Below are 22,729 nucleotides of genomic sequence, written 5' to 3'. Positions count from 1 at the left end.
CGAAAGGACTGGGTGGCCGGACTGCGTACACACATGATGGTCTGTCTTGGCGCTGCGCTGATCATGATTGTATCGGCTTACAGCTTTTCCGATGTGCTTGATGAGCACGTTACGCTTGATCCTTCACGAATTGCCGCACAGGTTATCAGTGGAATCGGTTTCCTTGGTGCGGGTACTATCCTGTTTTTAAGGCAAGGCATTATCCGGGGCTTGACGACTGCGTCGGGATTATGGACAGTGGCTGCGATCGGATTGGCTACCGGTGGCGGAATGTATTTCGCGGCATCTGTCACCACAGCATTGGCCATTGTTATTCTATGGATGATCCAGCCATTGGAAAAGCGGATTGCCGGCCGGTTCCGGCGGTGGGAAATGCAAGTTACTGTTACCGACCGTACAGCAATTGCGGCTATTATCGATCGCGTATTCCAGTACGATAATCTGGAAACATCATTCAGTTCGATGGACCAGGCCGACGGTAACTATATGGTCACCTTTAGATTCAAAAAGCATGATAAATCGACTATTACCCGATTGGTTGCTGGCTTGCAGACTGATCAGCACGTTAAGGAAGTGGTCTGGAATGGTTAACATGAAATAGCCCATGCAGATTCAGCATGGGCTACTATAAATGAAATCCTACAGATCGCTATTTGCTGGGGTCAGTAGTGATATGATGAGTATACAGGCTGTTCAGGCTCTCTTTTAAGAAATCATTGAAATCGTCCGTAAATGTGGCATTGCAACCATTGGTAATAACGACCAGACCAAACTTTTCTGCGGGATGGAAAAACATGGCACTGTATAAACCATAGGCACTGCCGGTATGTCCAACCATGGTTTTGTCGGGAATCAGGTTGTCCATTGTCCATAACGCCAGTCCATAGTGCTCGTCATCGGAAAGCGGTGTCTGCATGGTTTGTGCGCTTTCCTTCGAAATAATCGCTGTGTTTTCGGATGTACCATAATTCATGTGCATCATCATGTAACGGGCGAGGTCAACCGCAGAAATCTTCATGCCGCCGGTGGGCGAGAATATTGGGGTGCTATAACCCATGATATAGCTGGTCATACTGTCGCTTCTGGAAGCGTAGGCTTCCGGGGAAGCCTCAAAGCGGGCTGAATCACTGTTGTAGGTATAAAGGGTTGCAAATTTCCCGTTATCCAGGGAATCCACATCATACCCCCCATACAATCCCAATGGGTCCAGTATATGGTGTTTGACATACTGATCAAACCTTTCTCCTGAAATCCGCTCCAGAATGGTGCCCGCGAGATTGAAGTTCAGGTTGCAATATTGATAGCCCGTGCCGGGCGCATAATCGTTGTAGCTACCCGACCACTCCGGGTTTTTGTCAGGATTGATGATATCGAGGGTAAAGTAGCCATTTTTATCGCTAATGCTTGATGTGTGTGACAGGATCATACGCAGGGTAATGATCGTGTCAGGGAATTTTGGATTTCGGATACGGAAACCCACAAGATCGCTGACATCATCATCGAGGGAGAGTTTACCCGCTTCGACCTGCTGCATGAGGGAAGTTGCTGTAAAAGATTTGGAAATTGAAGCAATCCGGAAAATGTCGTCATTTCGCAGAGGTGTCTTATTGGCCAGATCCTTGAAACCGAATGACTCGTTATAGATTAGTTTGTTGTCTTTTACCACAGCCACCGACATACCGACCGCTTGGTATTTGTCCATAATAGCCTGAAGATCTTCTGCAGCCGTAGGTTGTCTGTTGCAGCCTGCAAATGCCAGCCAAGCTACCAATAGTAAACTGATGTGATTAAAATGAATACGTATCATTGTTTATTTTAGTTGCTTTATGTCTTAATGGGGTGCTTAAAGAAGCACAACACCCGATGCCCGGCGGTATTGCACAGGCATCGGGTGTTCGGTTACGGCTATTTATATTGGTCGCATGGCTTTAACGCTGCGCACGCGGCAGGTTGATTGGTTCAACCAGGCCATTCAGGTTATACACAATTCGTCCGCCGCGGATAGTCATCTCTGTTTCCAGGCGTTTGTCACCAGCAATACGGCCATCACGTGCCCAAAAGCCAAAATCACCCTCGCGCAGCCGGAAAACAGCAACATCCGCTTCCGCACCGACAGAAAGGTTACCCAGCTCTTCACGATGAATAGCCTGTGCGGGGTGCCAGGTGCTGGCGACAATTACGTCTTTAAACGGCATGCCCATCGCCATGAATAGACTCATGATGTTATTCATGTTTTTCATCGCATTGTTCATGCTGGAAATGTGAATGTCCGTGCTGATTGTATTGGGATAGAAGCCGCTTTTGATCGCGGGCTGCCCTTGGGCAAAAAGAAAGCTGGATCCGCCAAAGCCCACGTCAAAAATAACTCCTTTCTTCCGCGCTTCAAAAACATAGGGTTTTAATTGATTGGTGGTTACATCCACAATGGATTCACGGCCATCCGGGCTCGTACTGCTGCTGCCGCCGAAACAATGGGTGTAAATATCTCCTGGCCGGAATTTCTCCATGAAAAGTGTTTCCAGAGATAGGTAAGGCTTTGCACTTCCGAAATCCACCATGATGGGTATACCCGCTTTTTTACCTGCCTCAATTGCCCAATCGGTGGGATCCCAGTCGTGTCCATTGAAGTGCGCTAATTTGACTCCAACGATATAGTCGGAATATTTCGCTGCCATTTCAGCTGTCTTCTGAGGGTCCATTTGCCCCTTATCCTGCTCATATTTTCCTCCGGCCATGCCTTCACCTACGATATTCAACATGGCAAGTACCCGGGTTTGGGCACGGTCAATGGTCTGCTTTTTAAATGTTTCAAAGCTTTTCCAGCCTGAACTGCCGGCATCCACCACCGTGGTAACTCCCGATGGGAAGGTATATCCGTCAGGCTGAAGGCCATTTGGTCCATTGCGGTATTGACCCTCCAGGTCCGTACCCCAGAAAAAATGGACATGAAGATCAATCAATCCAGGCGTTACATACAGGCCCTTGGCATCTACTACCTGTACAGCAGACTGCGGATCAATATTAGCTGAAACAGCGGCTATTTTTCCTTCGTCAATAGCCACATCCATAACAGCATCGATGTTATTCTTAGCGTCAATCACGTGTCCGCCCTTGATTAACACATCATATTGACCCTGGGGATTTTGCGATTTTGCATTGTTGAGCAATAAGAATGACAATGCAATTAAAAAATAATACTTTTTCATGATAAGATTTTAGTTAGTAAACGCTGTGCTTTATGTATTAGCGGATAAAGCAGTAAGCTAATATATTGTTTAATTCACGAAATTCATGAAGAAATTTATCTATGATAAATAAGTTACATCTGTTTTGATCAGGAGTATGGCCGCTTTATTGAGCGGGTTAATGGTTTCATTTTGTCAAATTATTTAGGTGCTTTATGGCGATTTGTTTATCTTAACCAACCGTTTATAAACCACTATGGCATCAAAACAATTTACCTTTCCGGTTCTGTTAATCACTTCATTGTTTTTTTTATGGGGATTCGCCCACAACCTGAACCCAATACTGATACCCCACCTGAAAAAGGCCTGCCAGCTTTCTGATTTTCAATCGGCTTTTGTTGATTCCGCTTTTTTCATTGCTTATTTCACGATGGCATTGCCGGCTGGTTATTGCATGAAGCGGTTCGGATATAAGGCCGGTATTGTGGCTGGCCTGCTATTATTTGCTATAGGCGCGTTGTTGTTTTACCCCGCGGCCAGCACCCGGGGATACCTCTTTTTTCTCATTGCGCTGTTTGTCATCGCCAGTGGCCTTACATTCCTTGAAACCGCGGCAAATCCTTATATCTCGGTGCTCGGTCCCACCGAAACGGCAACGCAGCGACTGAATTTTGCGCAGTCATTTAATGGCCTGGCGGCAACGTTGGCTCCTTTTCTCGGAGGTATGTTTATTCTTTCCGGAAAAACACTGCCACCAGCGGCGGAAGCGGCGCTGACCGAACAGCAGTTGCAGGCATATTTGCAGACCGAAGCGGATGCGGTGAAAATTCCATATTTACTGATTGGATTAATTGTGCTTTTGGTAGCCCTGGTGGTCATTCGGACCCGCCTGCCCCAGATTAATGAAACGGTTGGAACAAAGACAGCACAGACAGGTACATCATCGTTGTTTGCCAATGGCAATTTTATATTTGGGGTCGTAGCCCTGTTTTTTTACGTTGGTGCACAGGTAGGCGTGGTGAGTTTTTTCATCCGGTTTTCAGGAGCGGTAGCTGGCATAACTGAAAAAGCAGCGGCAACCCTGCTTTCCGGTGCCTTGCTAGGCTTCATGATTGGGCGGTTCGCAGGATCTTTTTTGATGCGGTTTTTTGCTCCCGCAAAGTTACTGGCCCTGTTTGCGACGCTTAATGTGTTATTTACACTGATCTCCGTAAGTGTTAATGGGTTGCTGGCAATTTATACTTTAATGGGGGTTACTTTTTTAATGTCAATTATGTTTCCCACTATATTTTCATTGGCAATCCACGGACTGGGCAGCATGACCAAGCAGGGATCGTCTATTTTGATCATGGCTATTGTAGGTGGTGCGGTGCTTCCGCTATTGATGGGCTTGATCTCTGACCGGTCTTCGATTCAGACAGCATATTTATTGCCTGCTGCCTGTTTTGCCATCGTACTGGCTTTCGCCATCCGGAATATTCGCCGGCAACGGATATCCGGAACGAAGGTAGCCGTGCGAAGTGAAACGGTTTAATAACTTAAAACGCTGGAATTATAACGATGAAACGCTATATACTTGCCCTGGACCTGCATGACGACGACGAATTGATACGTGTGTACGACAACTGGCATCGCAACGTATGGCCGGAGATTCAACGGTCGATCATTGATTCAGGTATCCGTCACATGGCCATATACCGGTTTGCAAACAGATTGTGTATGCTGATGGAAACAACGGATGACTTTACATTCGAAAAAAAGGCAGCTGCTGATGCAGCAAATGCCGTGGTGCAGGAATGGGAAGCACTGATGTGGAAGTATCAACAGCCTATACCGGGCAGTAAGTTGGGAGAAAAATGGGTGTTGATGGATAAAATTTTCGAACTTAGAGCCTTTGATGAAAATGAACGGCATGCAACATAAACAACAGTTTTTAAAGATCCACCCGCACGACAATGTGCTTGTGGCACTGCAGGATCTTCCGCCCGGGATGAACTTTGAATATGACGGACAATCTTTTCGATTGCGCTCGGGCGTTAGGGCCAAGCATAAATTTACATTCAGGTCCATATCGGCTGGTGATCCAATTTACATGTATGGCGTATTGGTAGGGCGAACCAACGCCGATTTGTCACCTGGCGAAACCATAACAACGGAAAACATTCACCATGCGTCCAGCGAATTTAGGCTGGGTGAACGGCGACTGGATTGGCGGAAGCCGGACGTGTCTGCTTTTGCGGACCGCGTTTTTATGGGCTTTCACCGGAGTAACGGTTCGGTTGGCACGGCCAATTATTGGTTGGTTATTCCGCTGGTGTTCTGCGAAAGCAGGAACGTGCAGGTTATGAAGAATGCCCTGGAAAAAAAACTGGGCTACAAAAAACGGGCGCGCGACTATGAACCGGAAGTTGAAAGACTGATTTCGCTCTACGAAAACGGTGCCACGGCGGAAGAATTGCTGGCAACTGATGTGGCCACTGGCCGGGAATCGGAACAAGGTACGCGTCTTTTCGAAAATATTGACGGAATCAAATTTCTTGACCATGAAATGGGTTGCGGCGGCACACGTATGGATGCTGATGCACTATGTGGACTGTTGGCGGGCTACATTACCCATCCCAATGTTGCTGGTGCAACGGTATTGAGCCTGGGTTGCCAGCATGCGCAGGCAGCTACCCTGCAACAGGAGATCGCGAAGCGCGATCCGAATTTCAACAAGCCGCTTTATGTTTTTGAACAGCAGCGCATGGGGACGGAGGCTAATATGATCCAAGAAGCGCTGAAACACACTTTTGCGGGCTTGGTGCAGGCTAATCAGCACGAACGCCGTCCAGCTCCGCTCAGCAAATTGTGTGTTGGCCTGGAATGTGGCGGATCGGACGGCTTTTCGGGTATATCGGCTAACCCGGCATTGGGCTATGTGTCCGATATGCTGGTGACGTTGGGCGGATCGGTCATCCTTTCCGAGTTTCCGGAACTTTGTGGTGTGGAACAAGAGCTGAGCGACAGATGCGTGGATGAAGCAACGGCTCTACGGTTTATGGAATTAATGAAAACCTATAATGCGAAAGCCGAGGCGGAGGGTTCCGGATTTTATGCCAACCCTTCTCCCGGAAACATTCGTGATGGCCTGATTACCGATGCTATTAAATCAGCAGGTGCGGCAAAAAAAGGGGGTACTTCCCCGGTTACGGCAGTGGTGGACTATCCGGAGCCGGCTAATAAGCCGGGACTGAATTTGCTGTGTACACCGGGCAATGACGTGGAAAGTACCACCGCGGAAGTAGGTGCGGGCGCCAATGTGGTTCTGTTTACCACCGGTTTGGGTACACCTACCGGAAACCCGATCGCACCGGTTATTAAACTCGCCACCAATACAGCATTGTTTGAGCGGATGCCTGATATCATCGACATCAATTGCGGAACCATTATTGAAGGGACAGAAACCATTCAGCAGACGGCACACCGTATACTTGATTTCATTATCGATGTAGCCAGCGGTACCGTCTCTCCCAAAGCCGTTCAACTGGGGCAGGATGATTTTATACCGTGGCGAAGGGGGATTTCGCTATAACTTAAGAATATGCGTAGAAAAGACGGGTTATCAAGGCAGCCAGGTTGCCGAAAATTAATAAAATATGTCAGATAGCAAATTAACAGGAAAGACAGCCGTGGTTACCGGTGGCGGAAGCGGCATAGGAAGAGCAATCTGTATGCGTTTTGCGGCGGAAGGTGCCAGCGTGCATATACTGGAACTGAATCCTGAAAGCGCTGATGCCGTAGCCCAGGAAATCCGCGATGCGGGCGGATTGGCAGCGATACATGCCTGTGATGTACGCAACCAACAGGAGGTCCTGTCGGTGATCAGGGCTATTAAACAGATAGATATCCTGGTTAATAATGCGGGAATAGCCCACGTCGGCAGCGTAGAAGACACGACAGAAGCTGACTTTGACCGGCTTTGCCAGGTTAATATCAAGGGTGCCTACAATATCCTGCACGCTGTTGTGCCTAAAATGAAGGAACAGGGTGCTGGTGTCATTCTCAACATGGCTTCAATTGCGGCACTTGTTGGACTCACCGACCGGTTTGCATATGCAACAAGCAAGGGTGCCATTGCGGCGATGACATTATCCATTGCCCGTGATTACTTGCATCATGGTATTCGGTGCAATAGCATCTCACCGGCACGGGTACATACCCCATTTGTGGATGGCTTTATCGCAAAAAACTATCCGGGTAGGGAAGCGGAGATGTTTGATATGCTGTCCAAAAGCCAGCCGATCGGACGGATGGCCAAACCTGAGGAGGTTGCGGCATTGGCGCTGTATCTCTGTTCGGATGAGGCAGGCTTTATAACTGGTAACGACTATCCGATCGATGGAGGTTTTGTAAAGCTGAATAGCTGATAGTCCTGCGTGATAATTACTTAACTATATCTATTAAATAATCATACGATGAAATTAATCCGTTACGGCAACCCCGGCCAGGAAAAAATAGGGATACACGAGAATGGTGTACATTACGATGTTTCGGCATTCGGCGGCGATTACGATGAAGCTTTTTTTGCAGATAACGGCCCTGCCCGGCTCGACGAATTTGTAAAGGCTAATATGGGTAACCTCGTTATCATTCCACAGGAAACCCGTTTAGGCAGTCCAATCGCGCGCCCCTCCAAAATCTTATGCATTGGACTTAATTACAGAGACCATGCCGAAGAAACGGGCGCTAAAATTCCAACGGAACCGATCATCTTCATGAAATCCACGACATCCCTGGCCGGTCCTTATGATGATGTGGTCATCCCTAAAGGGTCAACTAAAACCGATTGGGAAGTTGAATTCGGAATAATAATCGGAAAAAAAGCAAGTTATGTGTCCGAGCCTGAAGCTATGGATCATGTAGCAGGTTATGTGTTACATAACGATGTGTCGGAACGGGAGTTCCAGCTTGAGCGGGGCGGTACCTGGGACAAGGGCAAAGGCTGTGATACATTTGCCCCGATGGGGCCGTATTTGGTAACTAAAGACGAAATTAAGGACATCAATAATGTACGCCTCTGGTTAAGTGTCAATGGAAAGATGTATCAAGATGGTAATACGCGCAACCTGATTTTTAATGTGCCATATATCATCAGTTACGTCAGCCAGTTTATGACCTTACTGCCGGGCGATGTGATCTCTACGGGTACGCCGGCTGGAGTAGGCCTAGGCTTCAACCCGCCTATTTACCTCAAACCGGGTGATGTCGTGGAACTGGGTGCGGATGGATTGGGGACCGCCAAACAGGTCGTAACAGCCTATCCGGGCCGTTGACTCGCTGTATGATTAATTAACGCTGCGATGCAACGGATTGACGCCCACCAGCATTTCTGGGAATACCGGCCCGATCGAGACGCCTGGATCACCGACGAAATGTCGGTGATCCGGCGCGACTTTCTGCCGGCTGACCTGAAGCCGTTACTTGAAACGCAGGGTATAGCTGGTTGTGTAGCCGTGCAAGCCGACCAATCGGAATCAGAAACCCTGTTTTTACTGGATCTTGCTGCACGGCACGACTGGATTAAAGGTGTTGTCGGTTGGATTGATCTGCGTGCACCCGACATCGGGGAACGGCTGGCCTACTTCAGCCAGTATCGAAAACTTAAAGGCTTTCGGCACATCGTGCAGGATGAAGCAGATCCCCGTTTTCTATTGCGCCCGGAATGGTTAAAGGGCATTGATGCATTGGGTAGATATGGTTACACTTACGATATCCTGGTGAAACCACACCAGTTAGCGATGACCGACGAATTTATTGCACATTTCCCCCAGCAGCGATTTGTGGTCGACCACCTTGCAAAACCACCGATCAAATCAGGAGAACGAAGGGAGTGGGCAAGTGCTATGAAAACTATTGCACGGCACAGCCAGGTGTACTGCAAACTATCAGGCTTACTTACGGAAGCGGATTTAACAAGTTGGAAAACAGTAGATTTTGATTATTATATTAACCATATTATTGAAGTGTTTGGTGTCAATCGCATACTTTTTGGATCCGACTGGCCGGTATGCTTGCTGGCGGGCTCGTATCGCGATGTGACGGCGCTAATGGAGCATGCGGTTTCGCAGTTGTCACCGGCGGAACAAGCGTTAATCTGGTACACCAACGCGGTAAACTTTTATAAACTATAACCATGGATTTACATCTAAAAGACAAGGTGGTAATTGTAACCGGTGGAGCCAAGGGAATTGGTCGGGGCATTGCACTGTCGCTGGCTGCTGAAGGAGCTGTTCCGGTTATTGTGGGCCGAAATTCTACTGATAATGAAACTGTTAGAGAAGAGATCGTTGCAGCCGGTGGAGACGCGTTTTGTATAGCAGCTGAACTGACTCAACCCGACGCTTGCGAACGTGCTGTTAACGAGACACTTTCTGCCTTTGGCCGGATTGACGGCCTGGTCAATAATGCCGGGGTTAATGACGGAGTTGGGTTGGCTAACGGCGGTTATCAGGATTTTATAGACAGTCTCCATAAATCACTTGTCCATTACTACCTAATGGCACATTATGCGTTGCCGGCACTGAAAAAAAGTGGTGGGGCAATTGTCAATATCGGATCTAAAACAGCAGAAACCGGGCAGGGGAGTACTTCTGGATACGCGGCGGCAAACGGGGGTCGCAATGCACTCACCCGGGAGTGGGCGGTCGAGTTGCTTCCCCATCAGATTCGAGTAAATGCGGTTATTGTTGCCGAATGTGCCACTCCCCAATATGATACTTGGATACAGACATTGCCGAATCCTGTGGAAACGCTACGGGAAATCACGGATAGAATACCGCTGGGAAAACGCATGACGACCGCGGCTGAAATTGCCGATATGGTAGTCTTTTTGTTATCCGATCGCTCAAGCCATACGACCGGCCAGCTTATTCATGTGGATGGTGGGTACGTTCACCTGGACCGGGCTGTGTTGCCGACCCGGTAAGTGACTCCTCGACAACACCCATTTGGCTGAATTTAGCAATGCGTGACGCCACCAGTTCCTCCGGTGAGTGGCGCTGCAGGATTTTCAGGTCTGCCAACACCTGTTGTTTGACCGATTCCGCAACTTTTTTATGATCGTGGTGTGCACCGCCGAGTGGTTCGGGAATAATGCCATCAATAAGTCCGTTTTTAAGCATATCTGCTGAGGTGAGCTTGAGTGCCTCGGCCGCATTCTCTTTGTAATCCCAGCTGCGCCATAAAATCGAAGAGCAGGATTCCGGCGAAATTACCGAATACCAGGTGTGCTCGAGCATATACACTTTATCGCCAATCCCAATACCCAGGGCACCCCCAGAGGCACCTTCGCCGATGATAATGCAGATTACCGGTACTTTTAAGATAGACATTTCCAGTAAGTTACGGGCAATTGCTTCTCCCTGTCCACGTTCTTCCGCTTCAATGCCCGGGTATGCACCCATGGTGTCAATCAACGTCAGTACCGGTTTGTTAAATTTCTCAGCCAATTTCATTAACCGAAGTGCCTTGCGATAGCCCTCCGGATTGGCCATTCCAAAATTGCGGAATTGCCGCTCCTTGGTGTTTTTTCCCTTTTGATGACCGATTACCATAATGGGCTGTCCGCTAATGGAAGCGAAGCCACCAACGATGGCTTTGTCGTCTCCGACATTGCGGTCGCCATGCAACTCAATAAACTCTTCGCATATGAGGTTAATGTAATCGAATGTCTGGGGTCTGTCCGCATGACGTGACATCTGTACCTTCTGCCAGCCGGTCATGTTTTCGTAGATAGTGTGCTTGGTCTTTTCCAATTTGCTTTCCAGTTCGGATAGCGTGGCGCTCATGTCAACTTTCGTCTTTTCCGCTACTTGGTGGACCTTGTCTATCTGCATCTGCAGATCGGCAATCGGTTTTTCAAAGTCAAATGTTGTTTCCATCATATACTGCTGTTGCAAATCAAGGGCGCTAAGTTAGGGAATTGTCCGGTATTTTAAAATTTCAGGTGCATGATCCAATACAACGCCATTTCGGAGCCGTTCCGCATCACCGGTAGATACCCTAGTTAAACAGTCGTATCAATAAAGTGTTTTCAGGATGATTGGGAAGATGGCTTGGTTTTTGTATAAATTTGCAGGCTAATGGTACAATCTTATCCTAATTATTGCTTAATGATTAAAACGATTACACTATATACTTTATTGTGTTTGTGGGTGATTGGCCCGGCTGTCGCCGATACTTATCCGGAAGTACTGTTTGAAAACAGCGTACTGGATGGTAATTATGTATATAGCCAGGTTCATTATGAAGGTTCAAGCTGGGTCGAAAATGTAGCCGGTAAATTACCGATATCGGATTCTGTTTTTTTTACACCCGGGAACGCGCTTTCATTGAAATATACGACGGCCCGTGACGGTAACTGGCAGGTTACAATTTCCTTTTCCGATGTTTCCCGTTATTATCGGCCTGAACGCAATGACCGGCTCACTTTCCGCTTATTTGCCGCCTCGGGAGGCGCAATGGAAAGCTTGCCCAGATTAGCCATTATCCAGTCGGACACGTTAAGTGCTATTGATATTTCCCGTTACGTATCGGAAGACCAGCATAATGGATGGGTCAGTGTGAGCCTGCCGCTTACCTCAATCTCCGATCTCCGTACAGGCGAACCTATCCAGGGTGTCAGGTTCTCTCAGGGAAATGTAACAGCCGATGTCCAGCAACTGTATATCGACCAAATTGAATTTCTTCCGGCGCGACCTCCGCAGGTCAAGCTGGTCTCACCCGCAGTTCTGTCCTCCGCCAAAGCGTACGATCAGCATGTCGATCTTACCTGGCAGCTGCCGCTGACGCCCAGTATACGATACATAAAGATCTATCGATCGGACGACAGTAAAAATTTTGTGCCCGTTGCCATCCGGCCCATATTTGTACAAAAGTATACAGACTTTGTGCCGCAATCAAACAAGAAGTATTATTATAAAATTACCTGGATAGACTATAATTACCAGGAATCTCCGTTTTCAGGTGTGCTTGAAGCACAGACAAAAACAGCCAGCGATGACGAGCTGCTGGATTTTATTGAGGCCGCGCACCTCCATTATTTTTTAGAGCGTACAGAAGTGAACAGCGGGATGCATGCCGTTCAATTCGGTGTCGATAATGCGGCCATCTCGGTAAAAGAAACAGGCCTTAGCCTACTTGCACAGGTCGCAGGCACTTCACGTGGTTTTGTCTCCCGTGCAGCAACCCGGAGCAGGCTCCTGCGTATCCTGAATTTTCTGGAAGACGTAGAACGTTATCAGGGTGCATTCCCTGCATTTATTGATGGCCGCACCCATCGGGGAATCTTTGAGATCGACTCCGTTCCGGAAGCCGACCTATCAGCCACTGCTTCCCTGATGCAGGGATTACTTGTGGCCCAGGCGTACTTCAGCAAAGACACAAACGAAACAGATTCGCTGGTTGAACGGATTAATGCATTATGGGAAGGGGTGGAGTGGAATAAATTCACTGTTGCAGGTCAGGAGAACATATTACTTGACAAGTGGTCGCCGGTTGTGGGATTTAAACATGCAGAACCACTGGGCGGTTTTAATGAAAGTCTGGTCAGTTACGTGCTTGCATTAGCGTCGCCGCGGCATGCAATCCCACCGGAAGCCTATGAGCAGGGGCTTGGTATAGCCAGAAAGCTGGCGGATACGTCCTTCCGCCTGGAATTGGCAAATAACCACGCTTTTTCGGTAACGGCGATAGGCGACAGTACGGCCCTGCTTCCGAAATACAACGAATTTCCGTACCGCAGCGATACAACCGCATACGGATTACCGATTGCGGTGGGAAGCATTAATCGCTCGTTATTGGAAGCATATGTGCCTTTTCTGGCGTTTGATCCCCGGGGTAAGCGCGATACATTTGCCGATTATTACGCAAACCATATTAATCTGATCCAGGCGTATCGGCGGCGGGATAATGAACTGAATAACGGAAGTTTTTCACTTGATATATGGGGACTGAGACAGCCGGGCAATGAAGTTCCGGAAAACAGCCAAACAGTCATCAACCCGGCAATAGCTATCGGAAGTTACGCGTATCTGCCACAGGAAGCAATCAAGTCGGTCAGCCGGTTTTACCATATGTATGGCAAAGCGCTTTTCACCGAATATGGCTTTCGAAAATGGATCGATATTAAAGCCAACGCAGCAGCCGATGAATACGACGCAATTGATGCCGCAACAGTGATCGTAATGTTGGAAAATGGGCGTACCGGATTAATATGGGACTTATTTTCCGGTCTTCCTGCAATTAATGCCGTGGTGCAGGATCATTTTACTTCAGTGGACCGATAAATGCTAAACCGAAAACGAGGAAACGTACGGCTCCCTATATTTTTAACATTGTTTTTCCTATTTTTACATGGGAATCGTTCAGCAAAAACTTAACTAACTTATATTCATGAAACGCGTTGTATATTTCTCTTTTTTGTTGCTTTTAAGCACGGTAGTATTTTCCTGCAAAAATAAGCAGATGACGGTCAATCCGGGCGCACGGGTAAGCGTTGATGGCACAAAGGATGGCCTGGAACATGTGCAGCGTGATTTTGAAGATGCCTCCCGCACCGATAGGGGCATCCTGGTTACGTTTGATTCTGATCTCTTATTTCCGCTTAATTCATCGTACCTGACAGACCAGGCCAAGACAGAAATCGATAAACTGGTCAGTCTTTTACGGGATTATCCCGGCGCCTCCCTGATTGTCGATGGGCACACCGATGCCACGGGTACGGCGGAATATAATCAGTGGCTTTCTGAAAAGCGGGCTGAATCTGTGAAGAATTATGCCGTAGAGCGCGGCCTTGATGCAGGTAAAATCACAACCAATGGCTATGGTCAAAGTAAGCCCGTATCACCCAATAACACAAAAGAAGGCCGGCAGGAGAACCGTCGGGTGGAAGTGACTATTGTCGAGTAATCAACTATACAGATAACCGGCGGCGCCATAATTAACCCAGCGTTAATGGCGCCGCTTTTATTTTTTTTCCGTAGAATACCGCAGCCTTTTTTTCGAAATCCAACTCACTGTCGGTCGTGAAAAACTGGGTTGTACCTCCTTTAGTGCATAACTGCTCAATTTCAGGGTGCCTGTGCAGGTAATCGGCAAGACTATTTGCAACCAGTTGACCCTGTGCGAGCACCTGAATATGTGGTGGCATGTATTGTTTGATCAACGGCAATAACAGGGGGTAATGCGTGCAGGCAAGAACAACCGTGTCAATTTGTGGCGACTGTTGCAGCAGCCGTTTAATGTCCGCTTGAACAAAGTAGGCAGCTCCAGGGGAATCCAGCTCATTATTTTCGACCAGCGGCACCCAAAAGGGGCATGCCTGTTGGTAAACCGTTATGTCCGGGAAGAATTTATGGATTTCAATGGGGTACGAAGTTGATTTTACCGTGCCGGGTGTGGCGAGGATACCAACGTGTCTTGTTTTCGTATAATCACCGATGACCTCTGTTGTGGGTCGGATAACACCCAGTACTTTGCGTAAATCCGGGTACAGGGGTAAATCGACCTGCTGAATAGTACGTAATGCCTTGGCGGACGCCGTATTACAGGCCAGGACCACCAGTCGGCAATCCATAGCAAATAACTGGTCGACGCACTCCTTTGTGAATGCATAAACTGTTTCAAACGACCGGGTCCCGTAAGGTATTCTGGCATTATCACCTAAATACACGTAATCATACTGGGGTAATTTTTTTGCGATTTCCCGAAAAACCGTCAATCCACCATATCCTGAATCGAATATACCTATAGGGCCCATAGCTGTCGTTATCTGTGCTCGGTAGCCTACGAATGCTTTTGTTGGTCAACGGCTACCTATTACTTTAGCAAATATGGCTTTTCTTTATAGGTTTTCCATAGAAATTCACCAAATAATGTATTCGCCCAGGCAAACCATTTACGGGTAAATTTTCCGGGGTCATCTTTGTGAAATGACTCATGCATGAATCCGGTATCACCATGGGTGCTACGCAATACTTCGATACATGTACGAATCTCATTGTCATTGGTGGCGGTAAGGCCACGCATGGTAATGGCCATAGGCCAGATCATGTCGCGGCCGATATGCGGACCGCCAATCCCTTCAGCCGCCGTACCCTTAAAAAAGAACGGATTGCCGGCCGACCATACATAAGCGCGTGTTCGCTGGTATACCACATCATTTTGGTTCACCGCATTAAGATAGGGTAGTGACAATAGGCTTGGGATGTTAGCATCGTCCATCATCATGTAACTGCCGAAACCGTCGACCTCATAGGCATAGATGCGGCCATGCGTTGGATGATCGACGATACCGTATCTATCCACGGCTTTTTTTACCTCATCGGCAAGATCCAGCATCGCTTTGGCCAGTTCCTGCTCGCCAACTATGGTCGCCAACATCTCTGCCGATTGCCGGAGGCTCACTACAGCAAATAGGTTTGAAGGAATCAGAAAGGAAAACATTGTGGCGTCGTCGCTCGGACGAAAGGCGGAACAGATCAGGCCAACGGGATTTACCGGGTATCCATAACCATCTACCTGCAAGGTGTCCGTTCCACGGGATGTGGTACGTGCAAACTGGTAAGGGCCAAGGTCTGCTTTCCGTTGCTGTTCCCTGAACGTGTTAAGGGTGTTACGCTGCGCGGCAACCCATTCTGCATCGAATGGCGCCGTATCACCGGTGGTTTTCCAATAGCTATAGGCCAGCCGTATCGGATAACAAAGCGAATCGATCTCCCATTTCCGTTCGTGGATGCCGGGTTTCATAGCGGTATGGTCGCTTCCCCACTCGCCTACACGGGTAGGGTCATTATAAAATGCGTTGGCGTAGGGATCGATGTTGATGCATTCACTTTGTTTATTGATCAATCCGGCGATAAGCCGTTGCAGGTTGTTGTCACTGCGCATAAACGGCAGGTACGGCCATACCTGCGCGCTGCTGTCGCGGAGCCACATCGCATCGATATCCCCCGTGATGACATACGTCAACGGTTTTCCGTTTTTATCATCGAGAAAGACCGTGGTATCCAGCGTATTCGGGAAACAGTTTTCAAAGAGCCAGCCAAGTTCTTTATTGCCAGTATGACGCCGGAATTCCTGGATGGCCTTTTCGATGGTGTCACTGACAAAGCGACGCCGGCTGTTCGGTACACGTACCTCGGGAAAATCAGCAACAGGAACAGCCAAGGACGGGAACTGATTTATCATCATGCCGGCACCCAACGCCGTCGTCTGCTGGATAAATAATCTTCGATTCATGATATTGTATGTTGTTTTCGGTCTGTAATCCGGTATGCAATATGCAAAAAATATCGCTCAACTGAATATGCAAATTCGATTTAGTCAATCAATTAAGCGTGTTTGATCCGTAGCTAAACAAGACCTGCGCGTCCCGGTTGAGTCAATCGGCCATGAAATCTTCACCAACCGGCAATTAATGGCTTAATTCTTGGTTGGCAATGTTATCTTTGCTAACTGAAAAAATGTTATGATTAAACCGTTACTGTTTTTTAGCCTGCGGATCGCTCTTGTTTTTGTCATTATCGGGTGCTCGTACGTAGGGAAGGCCCAATCTACTTATCAGCCGTATTCTTATCAATTTTATCAGAAGCTCAACAGCACGCTGTATAATACCGATACCCGACTTCATACGGCACTAAAACCTATGATTATTGATGACAACCTGAAACCGCGGTACGATTCGCTGATGCAACTGGGAGTGGTCGAACGGAATTCATGGGGTGGGCGGAAGCTGTACAATGAGCACCTGGTGACGGTGGAAAATGATGAGTATACATTCTATGCCGATTTTTTACCGGACTTCCAGATCGGTCGCGATTTTGCAGGTGGCGGACAGACAACCTGGTTGAATACCCGTGGCGCCCAAGCAGGGGTAACCATTGGTGAAAACTTCTCTTTCCACGCTAATTTTTTTGAAAACCAGGCGATTTTTCCCGACTATCTAGGTGATTATGTTTTTAAAAATGCAATTACTCCAGGACAGGGGCACGGGAAAACAACCGCATCAAATCAAAAAATTAAGGATTGGATGTATGCATCAGCATCCCTGTCTTATACTGTAAACAAATACCTGAACGTTACCCTGGCATACGATAAAAATTTTATTGGTGACGGCTATCGTTCGATGCTCTTATCGGATGTGTCATCAAATTATACCGCACTGAAACTTACCGGAAAACTCGGGAACGTGCAATACATGAGTATGTGGACATACATGATCGATCCCATGCATACCCGTGCACCGGATACGCTGACACGTGCCGGTGATAACTGGAAGTGGGGAGCGTTCCAGTATCTTGACTGGAATGTAAACAACCGGTTTTCAGTCGGTTTATTCCAGTCGGTTGTCTGGGGTGCGAGAAATGCCATGGGCCGGCGCGGGTTTGATTTCAACTATTTCAATCCTGTTATTTTTATGCGGCCGATCGAACTTACCAATACTTCGTCGCCGGATAAGATGCACCTGGGCCTGAATACGAAATATAAAGTACTGCGTAACCTGACGGTATATGGCCAATTTCTTCTCGGGGAATTCACAGCGAAGGAGTTTTTCGGTGGAAAAGGCCATGTGAACAACAAATGGGGTGCGCAGATTGGCTTCAGGGGATTCGATGCGTTCGGTATCAAGGACCTGAATTTCCTCGCGGAGTATAACACCGCCCGTCCTTATACCTATGCGCATTTCGATCCGACGAGCAACTACAGCAACTACGGGCAGCCGCTTGCCCATCCCTGGGGAGCCAATTTCAGGGAACTCGTGGGAATACTGAATTATTCTTATCAGCGGTTTGATTTTTCCCTAAAGGGTACCTGGGGACAGTTTGGCACCGACGCCAATTCATCGGTCAACTTTGGCCAGGACATCTTTAAATCATACGATACACACCAACGCGTTTACGGGAATTACATTGGCCAGGGTGTGAAAAATAACCTGCTGTACACCGATGGCCAGGTGTCTTACCTGTTTAATCCGAAATACAATCTGCGTGTCGAAGCAGGGGCGGTTTACCGGCGGCATGAAGTGCCTGAGCAGGGAATACACCATCAGACCGGTATGATAACGCTGGGACTCCGTGCGACATTCCGCAATTTTTATTATGATTTTTAGGAAATTCCGATATTTTTTGGATATTGCAATGCGATGAATAAAATAGTGATTATCAATGGGCCGAACCTGAACCTGTTAGGGGTCAGGGAAACCAGCGTCTATGGCGACCGCGATTTCCAGTCTTACTTCGAAACGCTGCGTAGCCGCTACCCGGCCGTGGACCTGATGTATTTTCAGAGCAACCACGAAGGCGCTATCATTGATAAGATCCATGAGGTCGGTTTTTCCGTAGCAGGCATCGTGCTTAATGCGGGGGCGTATACCCATACTTCATTAGCGATTGCCGATGCTATTGCAGCGGTCACTGCACCGGTGGTTGAAGTGCATATATCCAATGTATATGCCCGTGAATCTTTCCGCCATCACTCGTATCTCGCAAAAAACTGCAGGGGCGTCATCTGTGGTTTTGGCCTTGATGGTTACCGGCTGGCACTTGAAAGTTTAATGGTGCAATAGCCGGTCACGCGATCCTACAACATCCCAAGACATCCGGATTGTTTTCCAATTTGCCGCACAGCTGTCCGGTCGAGCAGCGTGATGAGCAGGCTTAAGCCAGCACATCCGGCCATGACGGTAGCCATGGGTATTGCCGTTCCGTTATGAAAATAGCTGACCAGTGCGGAAGACAGCGCGCCACAGGCCATCTGTAAACTGCCCAGGAGGGCGGAAGCGCTTCCGGCTAAGCGGTTGAATGGACTGAGCGCAAGTGCGGATGTATTGGGGAATACAAATCCCTGGGCCCCGAGAAAAACAAAAATAATAGCGACCATAACAAAGAGGTTAATGGTGCCCATTACACAGCATATGGTCAGGATAATCCCGGCTGCCGATTGAACCATCAGCGCAATTCTTGCCACTTTTTCACTGCTATGGTGGTTAAGGACACGCCGGTTCAGTTGGCTGGCGGCTATCAATGCCGATGCGATCAGGGCGAATATGAATCCATATTGCTTTTCAGTAACCCCGAACAACGTGAGCATAACATAAGGCGATCCCGCCAGGTACGCATACAAACCCGAAGATGCCAGTCCGCCGGCAAAAGCGTAAGTAAAAAACTGCCGCGTCGTAAAGACCGCCCAGTACGACGTGATAATCGGCTTAGGCAGCAGTGAAATTTCCGGGTTTGGCGATTGGCTTTCGGGCAGGGAAAAACATACTACAACCAGGATCAACGCGGTAATGACAGCCAGTACGAGAAAGATCGCGTGCCATCCCCAGTGGGCAATCACGAAACTGCCGACTGACGGAGCTAATATGGGTGAAACACCGATAACCAGCATCAGCAGGGAAAAGATCTTGGCACTCTCGGCGGGCCCGAAAAAATCGCGGACCATGGCACGCGAGGCCACCATGCCCGCACAGCTTCCCAGTGCTTGTATAAACCGGAATAAAATCAAATGATCAGCTAGGTTGGTCAGGGCGCAGCCAATGGACGCACCGATGTAAATAACCAGTCCCACAATCAACGGTTTTTTGCGACCGAAGCGATCAAGCAACGGACCATAAATAAGTTGACCGGACGCGATGCCGATAAAAAAAGAGGTAAGTGATAACTGGATATGGGCTACTGACGTATTGAGGCTATTTGCAATCGATTCAAAACCGGGCAAATACATGTCAATGGAAAAAGGTCCGATAGCCGATAACAGTCCAAGTATGAAAATGGTCAAAAGCGGACGATGCTGCGCGGTTGTCATGAATAGGACAAATGTAATGCTATACCGGTGATTAACAAAAAAAATGCCACGCGGACGATTGCAGGTGCCACGTAGGTAATTAATACCCGTAACCGGCAGCCTACAGCTTGTTCATCCAGTTGTTTGCACTGGCAATTTTGAGGGCATCCACTTTACTGCTTACCTCCAGTTTTCGGTAAATATTCTTGATGTGGCTGCGTACCGTCTCCCGACTGATGTAAAGGTCAGCTGCAATTTTGGAGTAACTTTTTCCTTCAGCGATGCTTTGCAGCACTTCGGTTTCCCGTTCCGAAAGGGGCGAGTCCGGTTGCAGTTGGAAGGACTGGACAACCATACGGGCGATGGAGAGACTCATCGGCGCGCCGCCGGCGACCGCTTCATCAATGGTCTGGACGATGCTCTCAAGGTTTGAATTTTTAACTATGTATCCTCCCGCACCCGCACAAAGCGACTGGAAAACCTTTTCGCTGTCTTCCAGTACCGTAATAATAAGCACGATACAATCAGGCAGTGCCCTTTTTATCTGAGCCGTTCCGGCGATGCCACTCATTCCCGGTAATTCAATGTCCATAAGCACGATATCGGGGCGGTCGTTATCCAGATTGACGAGGGCTTCCTCGCATGTGGCGTAACGGTTAACCACCTGATATTTATTAACACTGCTCAATACCGCACTGAATCCTTCACGTATAGCGGCAATATCTTCAATAATGGTAATCCTCTTTTCCATATCCCGGTTAGTTGGACGTGTTTGTGCTGTTACCTGGACCTGCTGGTACTTCTACCTGAACCTGTGTGCCTGTCTTACCGTAAGCAATGCTAAATGTCAATCCGTTTTCGGCACTTCTTTTTCGCATATTGGCCAGCCCTGAATGCGGTGTTGAATGATCTGGTATTTTCCATTGGCCGTTATCTTTCAGCAGCACGCGAAAATGATGAGGAAAGCGCGCTACTTCAAAGACGATTTCACTTGCACCGGAATGCTTTGCGGCATTAGTCATGGCTTCCTTAAAAATGTAAATAATATGCCTGGCCAAAAAAGGGGCGATCCGCTGCTGAACATACCGACTCGCTGCGGGTATACGTGCGGAGAACGCGATATCAAATTGATTGTAATAATGCTGTCCAAAGGCTGTAAGGTAAGCCAGGACGGCCTCCATATCGTCGCTGTTATGATTGATGCTCCACAGGAAATCGCGGCTTGCCGAATAAAGGTGCTCGCTGTTCTCCATGATATTATCTATGAGCGGTTTTAAGTTTTCGTCATGGCCCGCTTTTAACCGAAGTATTCCGGCCTGCCGGGTAATGGCGGACAGGATGTTGCCGGTTTCATCGTGGAAATCGCGGGCGAGGGTCTGTCGCATTGTTAATAGCTGGCTGGTGCGTTCTTCGACGGCCTTATTAAGACTGTCAATCTGCTTCCGCTGCTGCTGCCTGATCTGCAGCTTGGCTTCGTCATACTGCTGATATACCATCCAGAAGAAAACACCGAAGAAAATGGTGATGCTGATATGGTAAACGAAAGCCACTTCGATGTGTTGGGGCACATAGGCATTTTCCAGATAGACGGCGTGGTCCAAGCTATTCAGCGCGAGAATAAAAAGAACTACTAAATTGCTGAATAGCATAATTTTACCCACCCGTCGATCTGCCCAGAAGCCAGTTAACAACAATAAGTAGAGGGTTGAAGTCTGGATTGAAAGAATACCACCGCTCTGTAAGCAGTTTCGAATGATTACCGCATAGCCGGTAAGCATTGTTACGACAAGCGGGAACATAAAACGGCCGGTAATTTTGATGTGAAACAACGTATAAATGCAGATGCCGCAAAGCACGTAATAATAACCGGCAAGCGGGGAAAACAGCAATAGGATAGAGGGAAGGATAATCAGTAATGCGGTAGCTACAACATAGGCGATAACCACGGTACACAGCTGGTCGTAAATAGCCAATTGCCTGTTCCGCAGCGCATCGGGTATGAAATAATGGTAAATGTAGGACGGTATCATGTCGTATACAGCAATAGATATATTCCTAATGCAGACAGGTAATTGCTTAGGATATTATCTATAATTAGGTAGTTGATTATGTTACTGGAAACAAAATTAGAATATAATCAGGATTATATCGTAACTATCTTCTAACTTTTTAAAAATCCCCCAAATTGGGGGATACACCGCATGAAAAGGCAGGTTAGATTTGTGTCGTTGTTTTATCAGCAGCGGATTATCTGCGAAACAGCAGTTAAATTAATTGGTAGGTACCCGACCTAAACCGTTGAAGTGCGGACGGACGTCGATATCCGGCGCCGTCCGGCTTCTTACTATTCGCAATGGTCCGACGAAATTCACGATGCCCTTGATACAACGCCAATCCATCAGCAAGCAGGTGAGCCCGCTGCATCCGGCTTTCGGTTATCGTTTCTTTTCCGGTTCGTGCTTAGCGGGTCTGAACAGCAGGTATATACCGGTTGCAATAAAGGGAAGGCTCAACAGTTGTCCCATATTGTATTTCATGCCTTCTTCAAATGCTTCCTGATTTTCCTTTACGAATTCCAGCGCAAAACGGGCACCAAATAAAGTGATCAGGAACAGCCCGAAAATATATCCTGGTTTAAGCGATGCCTTTCGGTGATAGATATTCCAAAGCAGCAAAAAGATAAGCACGTAGCAAATGGCCTCATATAGCTGTGCCGG

At 47.9% G+C, this 22,729-nt stretch carries 21 protein-coding genes; 12 read left to right on the top strand and 9 right to left on the bottom strand.

Translation table 11 applies throughout. The annotated features are described in order from the left end of the window. A partial coding sequence (locus ABWO75_RS09740) for an MgtC/SapB family protein (RefSeq protein WP_353185002.1) occupies window positions 1–591 on the top strand: 591 nt, incomplete at its 5' end. Window positions 592–649: 58 nt separating this feature from the next. On the opposite strand, the gene ABWO75_RS09735 is transcribed toward ABWO75_RS09740, so the two are convergent. Continuing rightward, entirely contained in the window at window positions 650–1,807 is a 1,158-nt protein-coding gene (locus ABWO75_RS09735; protein ID WP_353185000.1) for a serine hydrolase domain-containing protein, read from the bottom strand. A 121-nt stretch (window positions 1,808–1,928) separates the two neighbouring features. Beyond that, a complete protein-coding gene (locus tag ABWO75_RS09730) occupies window positions 1,929–3,206 on the bottom strand; it encodes an amidohydrolase/deacetylase family metallohydrolase (RefSeq protein WP_353184998.1) in 1,278 nt (425 codons plus the stop codon). A gap of 235 nt (window positions 3,207–3,441) precedes the next feature. Here ABWO75_RS09730 and fucP point away from each other — a divergent pair, with 235 nt between their 5' ends. The 7 genes from fucP (at window position 3,442) to ABWO75_RS09695 (ending at window position 10,152) form a co-directional block, all read left to right on the top strand. Further along, window positions 3,442–4,719, top strand: coding sequence for an L-fucose:H+ symporter permease (gene fucP, locus ABWO75_RS09725; protein ID WP_353184996.1), 1,278 nt, complete (start codon window positions 3,442–3,444; stop codon window positions 4,717–4,719). Between the two features lie 26 nt (window positions 4,720–4,745). Continuing rightward, entirely contained in the window at window positions 4,746–5,108 is a 363-nt protein-coding gene (locus tag ABWO75_RS09720) for an L-rhamnose mutarotase (RefSeq protein WP_353184994.1), read from the top strand. Beyond that, entirely contained in the window at window positions 5,098–6,759 is a 1,662-nt protein-coding gene (locus ABWO75_RS09715) for a UxaA family hydrolase (protein ID WP_353184992.1), read from the top strand. Before ABWO75_RS09720 ends, ABWO75_RS09715 begins: the two co-directional genes overlap by 11 nt. Window positions 6,760–6,823: 64 nt before the next feature. Beyond that, window positions 6,824–7,594, top strand: a complete 771-nt coding sequence (locus ABWO75_RS09710; RefSeq protein WP_353184990.1) for an SDR family NAD(P)-dependent oxidoreductase — start codon at window positions 6,824–6,826, stop codon at window positions 7,592–7,594. A gap of 48 nt (window positions 7,595–7,642) precedes the next feature. Next, window positions 7,643–8,500: a fumarylacetoacetate hydrolase family protein gene (locus tag ABWO75_RS09705; protein ID WP_353184988.1), complete on the top strand. Its 858-nt coding sequence runs from the start codon at window positions 7,643–7,645 to the stop codon at window positions 8,498–8,500. Between the two features lie 27 nt (window positions 8,501–8,527). Continuing rightward, window positions 8,528–9,358, top strand: coding sequence for an amidohydrolase family protein (locus tag ABWO75_RS09700; protein ID WP_353184986.1), 831 nt, complete (start codon window positions 8,528–8,530; stop codon window positions 9,356–9,358). Between the two features lie 2 nt (window positions 9,359–9,360). Next, window positions 9,361–10,152 (top strand): L-fucose dehydrogenase, encoded by a 792-nt coding sequence (locus ABWO75_RS09695; RefSeq protein WP_353184984.1) that lies wholly within the window; start codon window positions 9,361–9,363, stop codon window positions 10,150–10,152. Here ABWO75_RS09695 and ABWO75_RS09690 read toward each other — a convergent pair. Further along, a complete protein-coding gene (locus ABWO75_RS09690) occupies window positions 10,094–11,107 on the bottom strand; it encodes an acetyl-CoA carboxylase carboxyltransferase subunit alpha (protein ID WP_353185004.1) in 1,014 nt (337 codons plus the stop codon). The two genes, ABWO75_RS09695 and ABWO75_RS09690, sit on opposite strands and share 59 nt — an antisense overlap. Window positions 11,108–11,338: 231 nt before the next feature. Between ABWO75_RS09690 and ABWO75_RS09685 the strand changes: the two genes are divergently transcribed. After that, a complete protein-coding gene (locus tag ABWO75_RS09685) occupies window positions 11,339–13,513 on the top strand; it encodes a glucoamylase family protein (protein WP_353184982.1) in 2,175 nt (724 codons plus the stop codon). 106 nt (window positions 13,514–13,619) lie between these two features. Further along, on the top strand, window positions 13,620–14,135 hold the full coding sequence (locus ABWO75_RS09680) for an OmpA family protein (RefSeq protein ID WP_353184980.1): 516 nt from the start codon (window positions 13,620–13,622) through the stop codon (window positions 14,133–14,135). Window positions 14,136–14,166: 31 nt separating this feature from the next. Here the strand turns inward: ABWO75_RS09680 and murI are convergent, their stop codons facing one another. Beyond that, entirely contained in the window at window positions 14,167–14,985 is an 819-nt protein-coding gene (gene murI / locus ABWO75_RS09675) for a glutamate racemase (RefSeq protein WP_353184978.1), read from the bottom strand. A 59-nt stretch (window positions 14,986–15,044) separates the two neighbouring features. Next, on the bottom strand, window positions 15,045–16,466 hold the full coding sequence (locus tag ABWO75_RS09670) for a glycoside hydrolase family 125 protein (protein WP_353184976.1): 1,422 nt from the start codon (window positions 16,464–16,466) through the stop codon (window positions 15,045–15,047). A gap of 229 nt (window positions 16,467–16,695) precedes the next feature. On the opposite strand from ABWO75_RS09670, the gene ABWO75_RS09665 reads away from it, so the two are divergent. Then, on the top strand, window positions 16,696–18,336 hold the full coding sequence (locus ABWO75_RS09665) for a gliding motility protein RemB (RefSeq protein ID WP_353184974.1): 1,641 nt from the start codon (window positions 16,696–16,698) through the stop codon (window positions 18,334–18,336). Between the two features lie 33 nt (window positions 18,337–18,369). After that, a complete protein-coding gene (gene aroQ, locus ABWO75_RS09660) occupies window positions 18,370–18,792 on the top strand; it encodes a type II 3-dehydroquinate dehydratase (protein WP_353184972.1) in 423 nt (140 codons plus the stop codon). Window positions 18,793–18,806: 14 nt separating this feature from the next. Here the strand turns inward: aroQ and ABWO75_RS09655 are convergent, their stop codons facing one another. The 4 genes from ABWO75_RS09655 to ABWO75_RS09640 all read right to left on the bottom strand — a co-directional run. Further along, the gene (locus ABWO75_RS09655; protein WP_353184970.1) at window positions 18,807–20,033 is read right to left on the bottom strand and encodes a multidrug effflux MFS transporter; all 1,227 of its coding nucleotides are present in this window, start codon (window positions 20,031–20,033) and stop codon (window positions 18,807–18,809) included. 100 nt (window positions 20,034–20,133) lie between these two features. Further along, on the bottom strand, window positions 20,134–20,763 hold the full coding sequence (locus tag ABWO75_RS09650) for a response regulator transcription factor (RefSeq protein ID WP_353184968.1): 630 nt from the start codon (window positions 20,761–20,763) through the stop codon (window positions 20,134–20,136). Window positions 20,764–20,770: 7 nt separating this feature from the next. Continuing rightward, window positions 20,771–22,042, bottom strand: coding sequence for a sensor histidine kinase (locus ABWO75_RS09645; protein ID WP_353184966.1), 1,272 nt, complete (start codon window positions 22,040–22,042; stop codon window positions 20,771–20,773). A gap of 405 nt (window positions 22,043–22,447) precedes the next feature. Continuing rightward, window positions 22,448–22,729, bottom strand: a 282-nt coding sequence (locus ABWO75_RS09640) for a prolipoprotein diacylglyceryl transferase family protein (RefSeq protein ID WP_353184964.1), incomplete at its 5' end; no start/stop codon positions are given.

The sequence above is a fragment of the Parapedobacter lycopersici genome, from assembly GCF_040395035.1.
Classification (GTDB): Bacteria; Bacteroidota; Bacteroidia; order Sphingobacteriales; family Sphingobacteriaceae; genus Parapedobacter; species Parapedobacter lycopersici_A.
The sequence above is the reverse complement of the archived record's forward strand: the minus strand, read 5'-3'. Positions and strand labels throughout refer to the sequence as shown.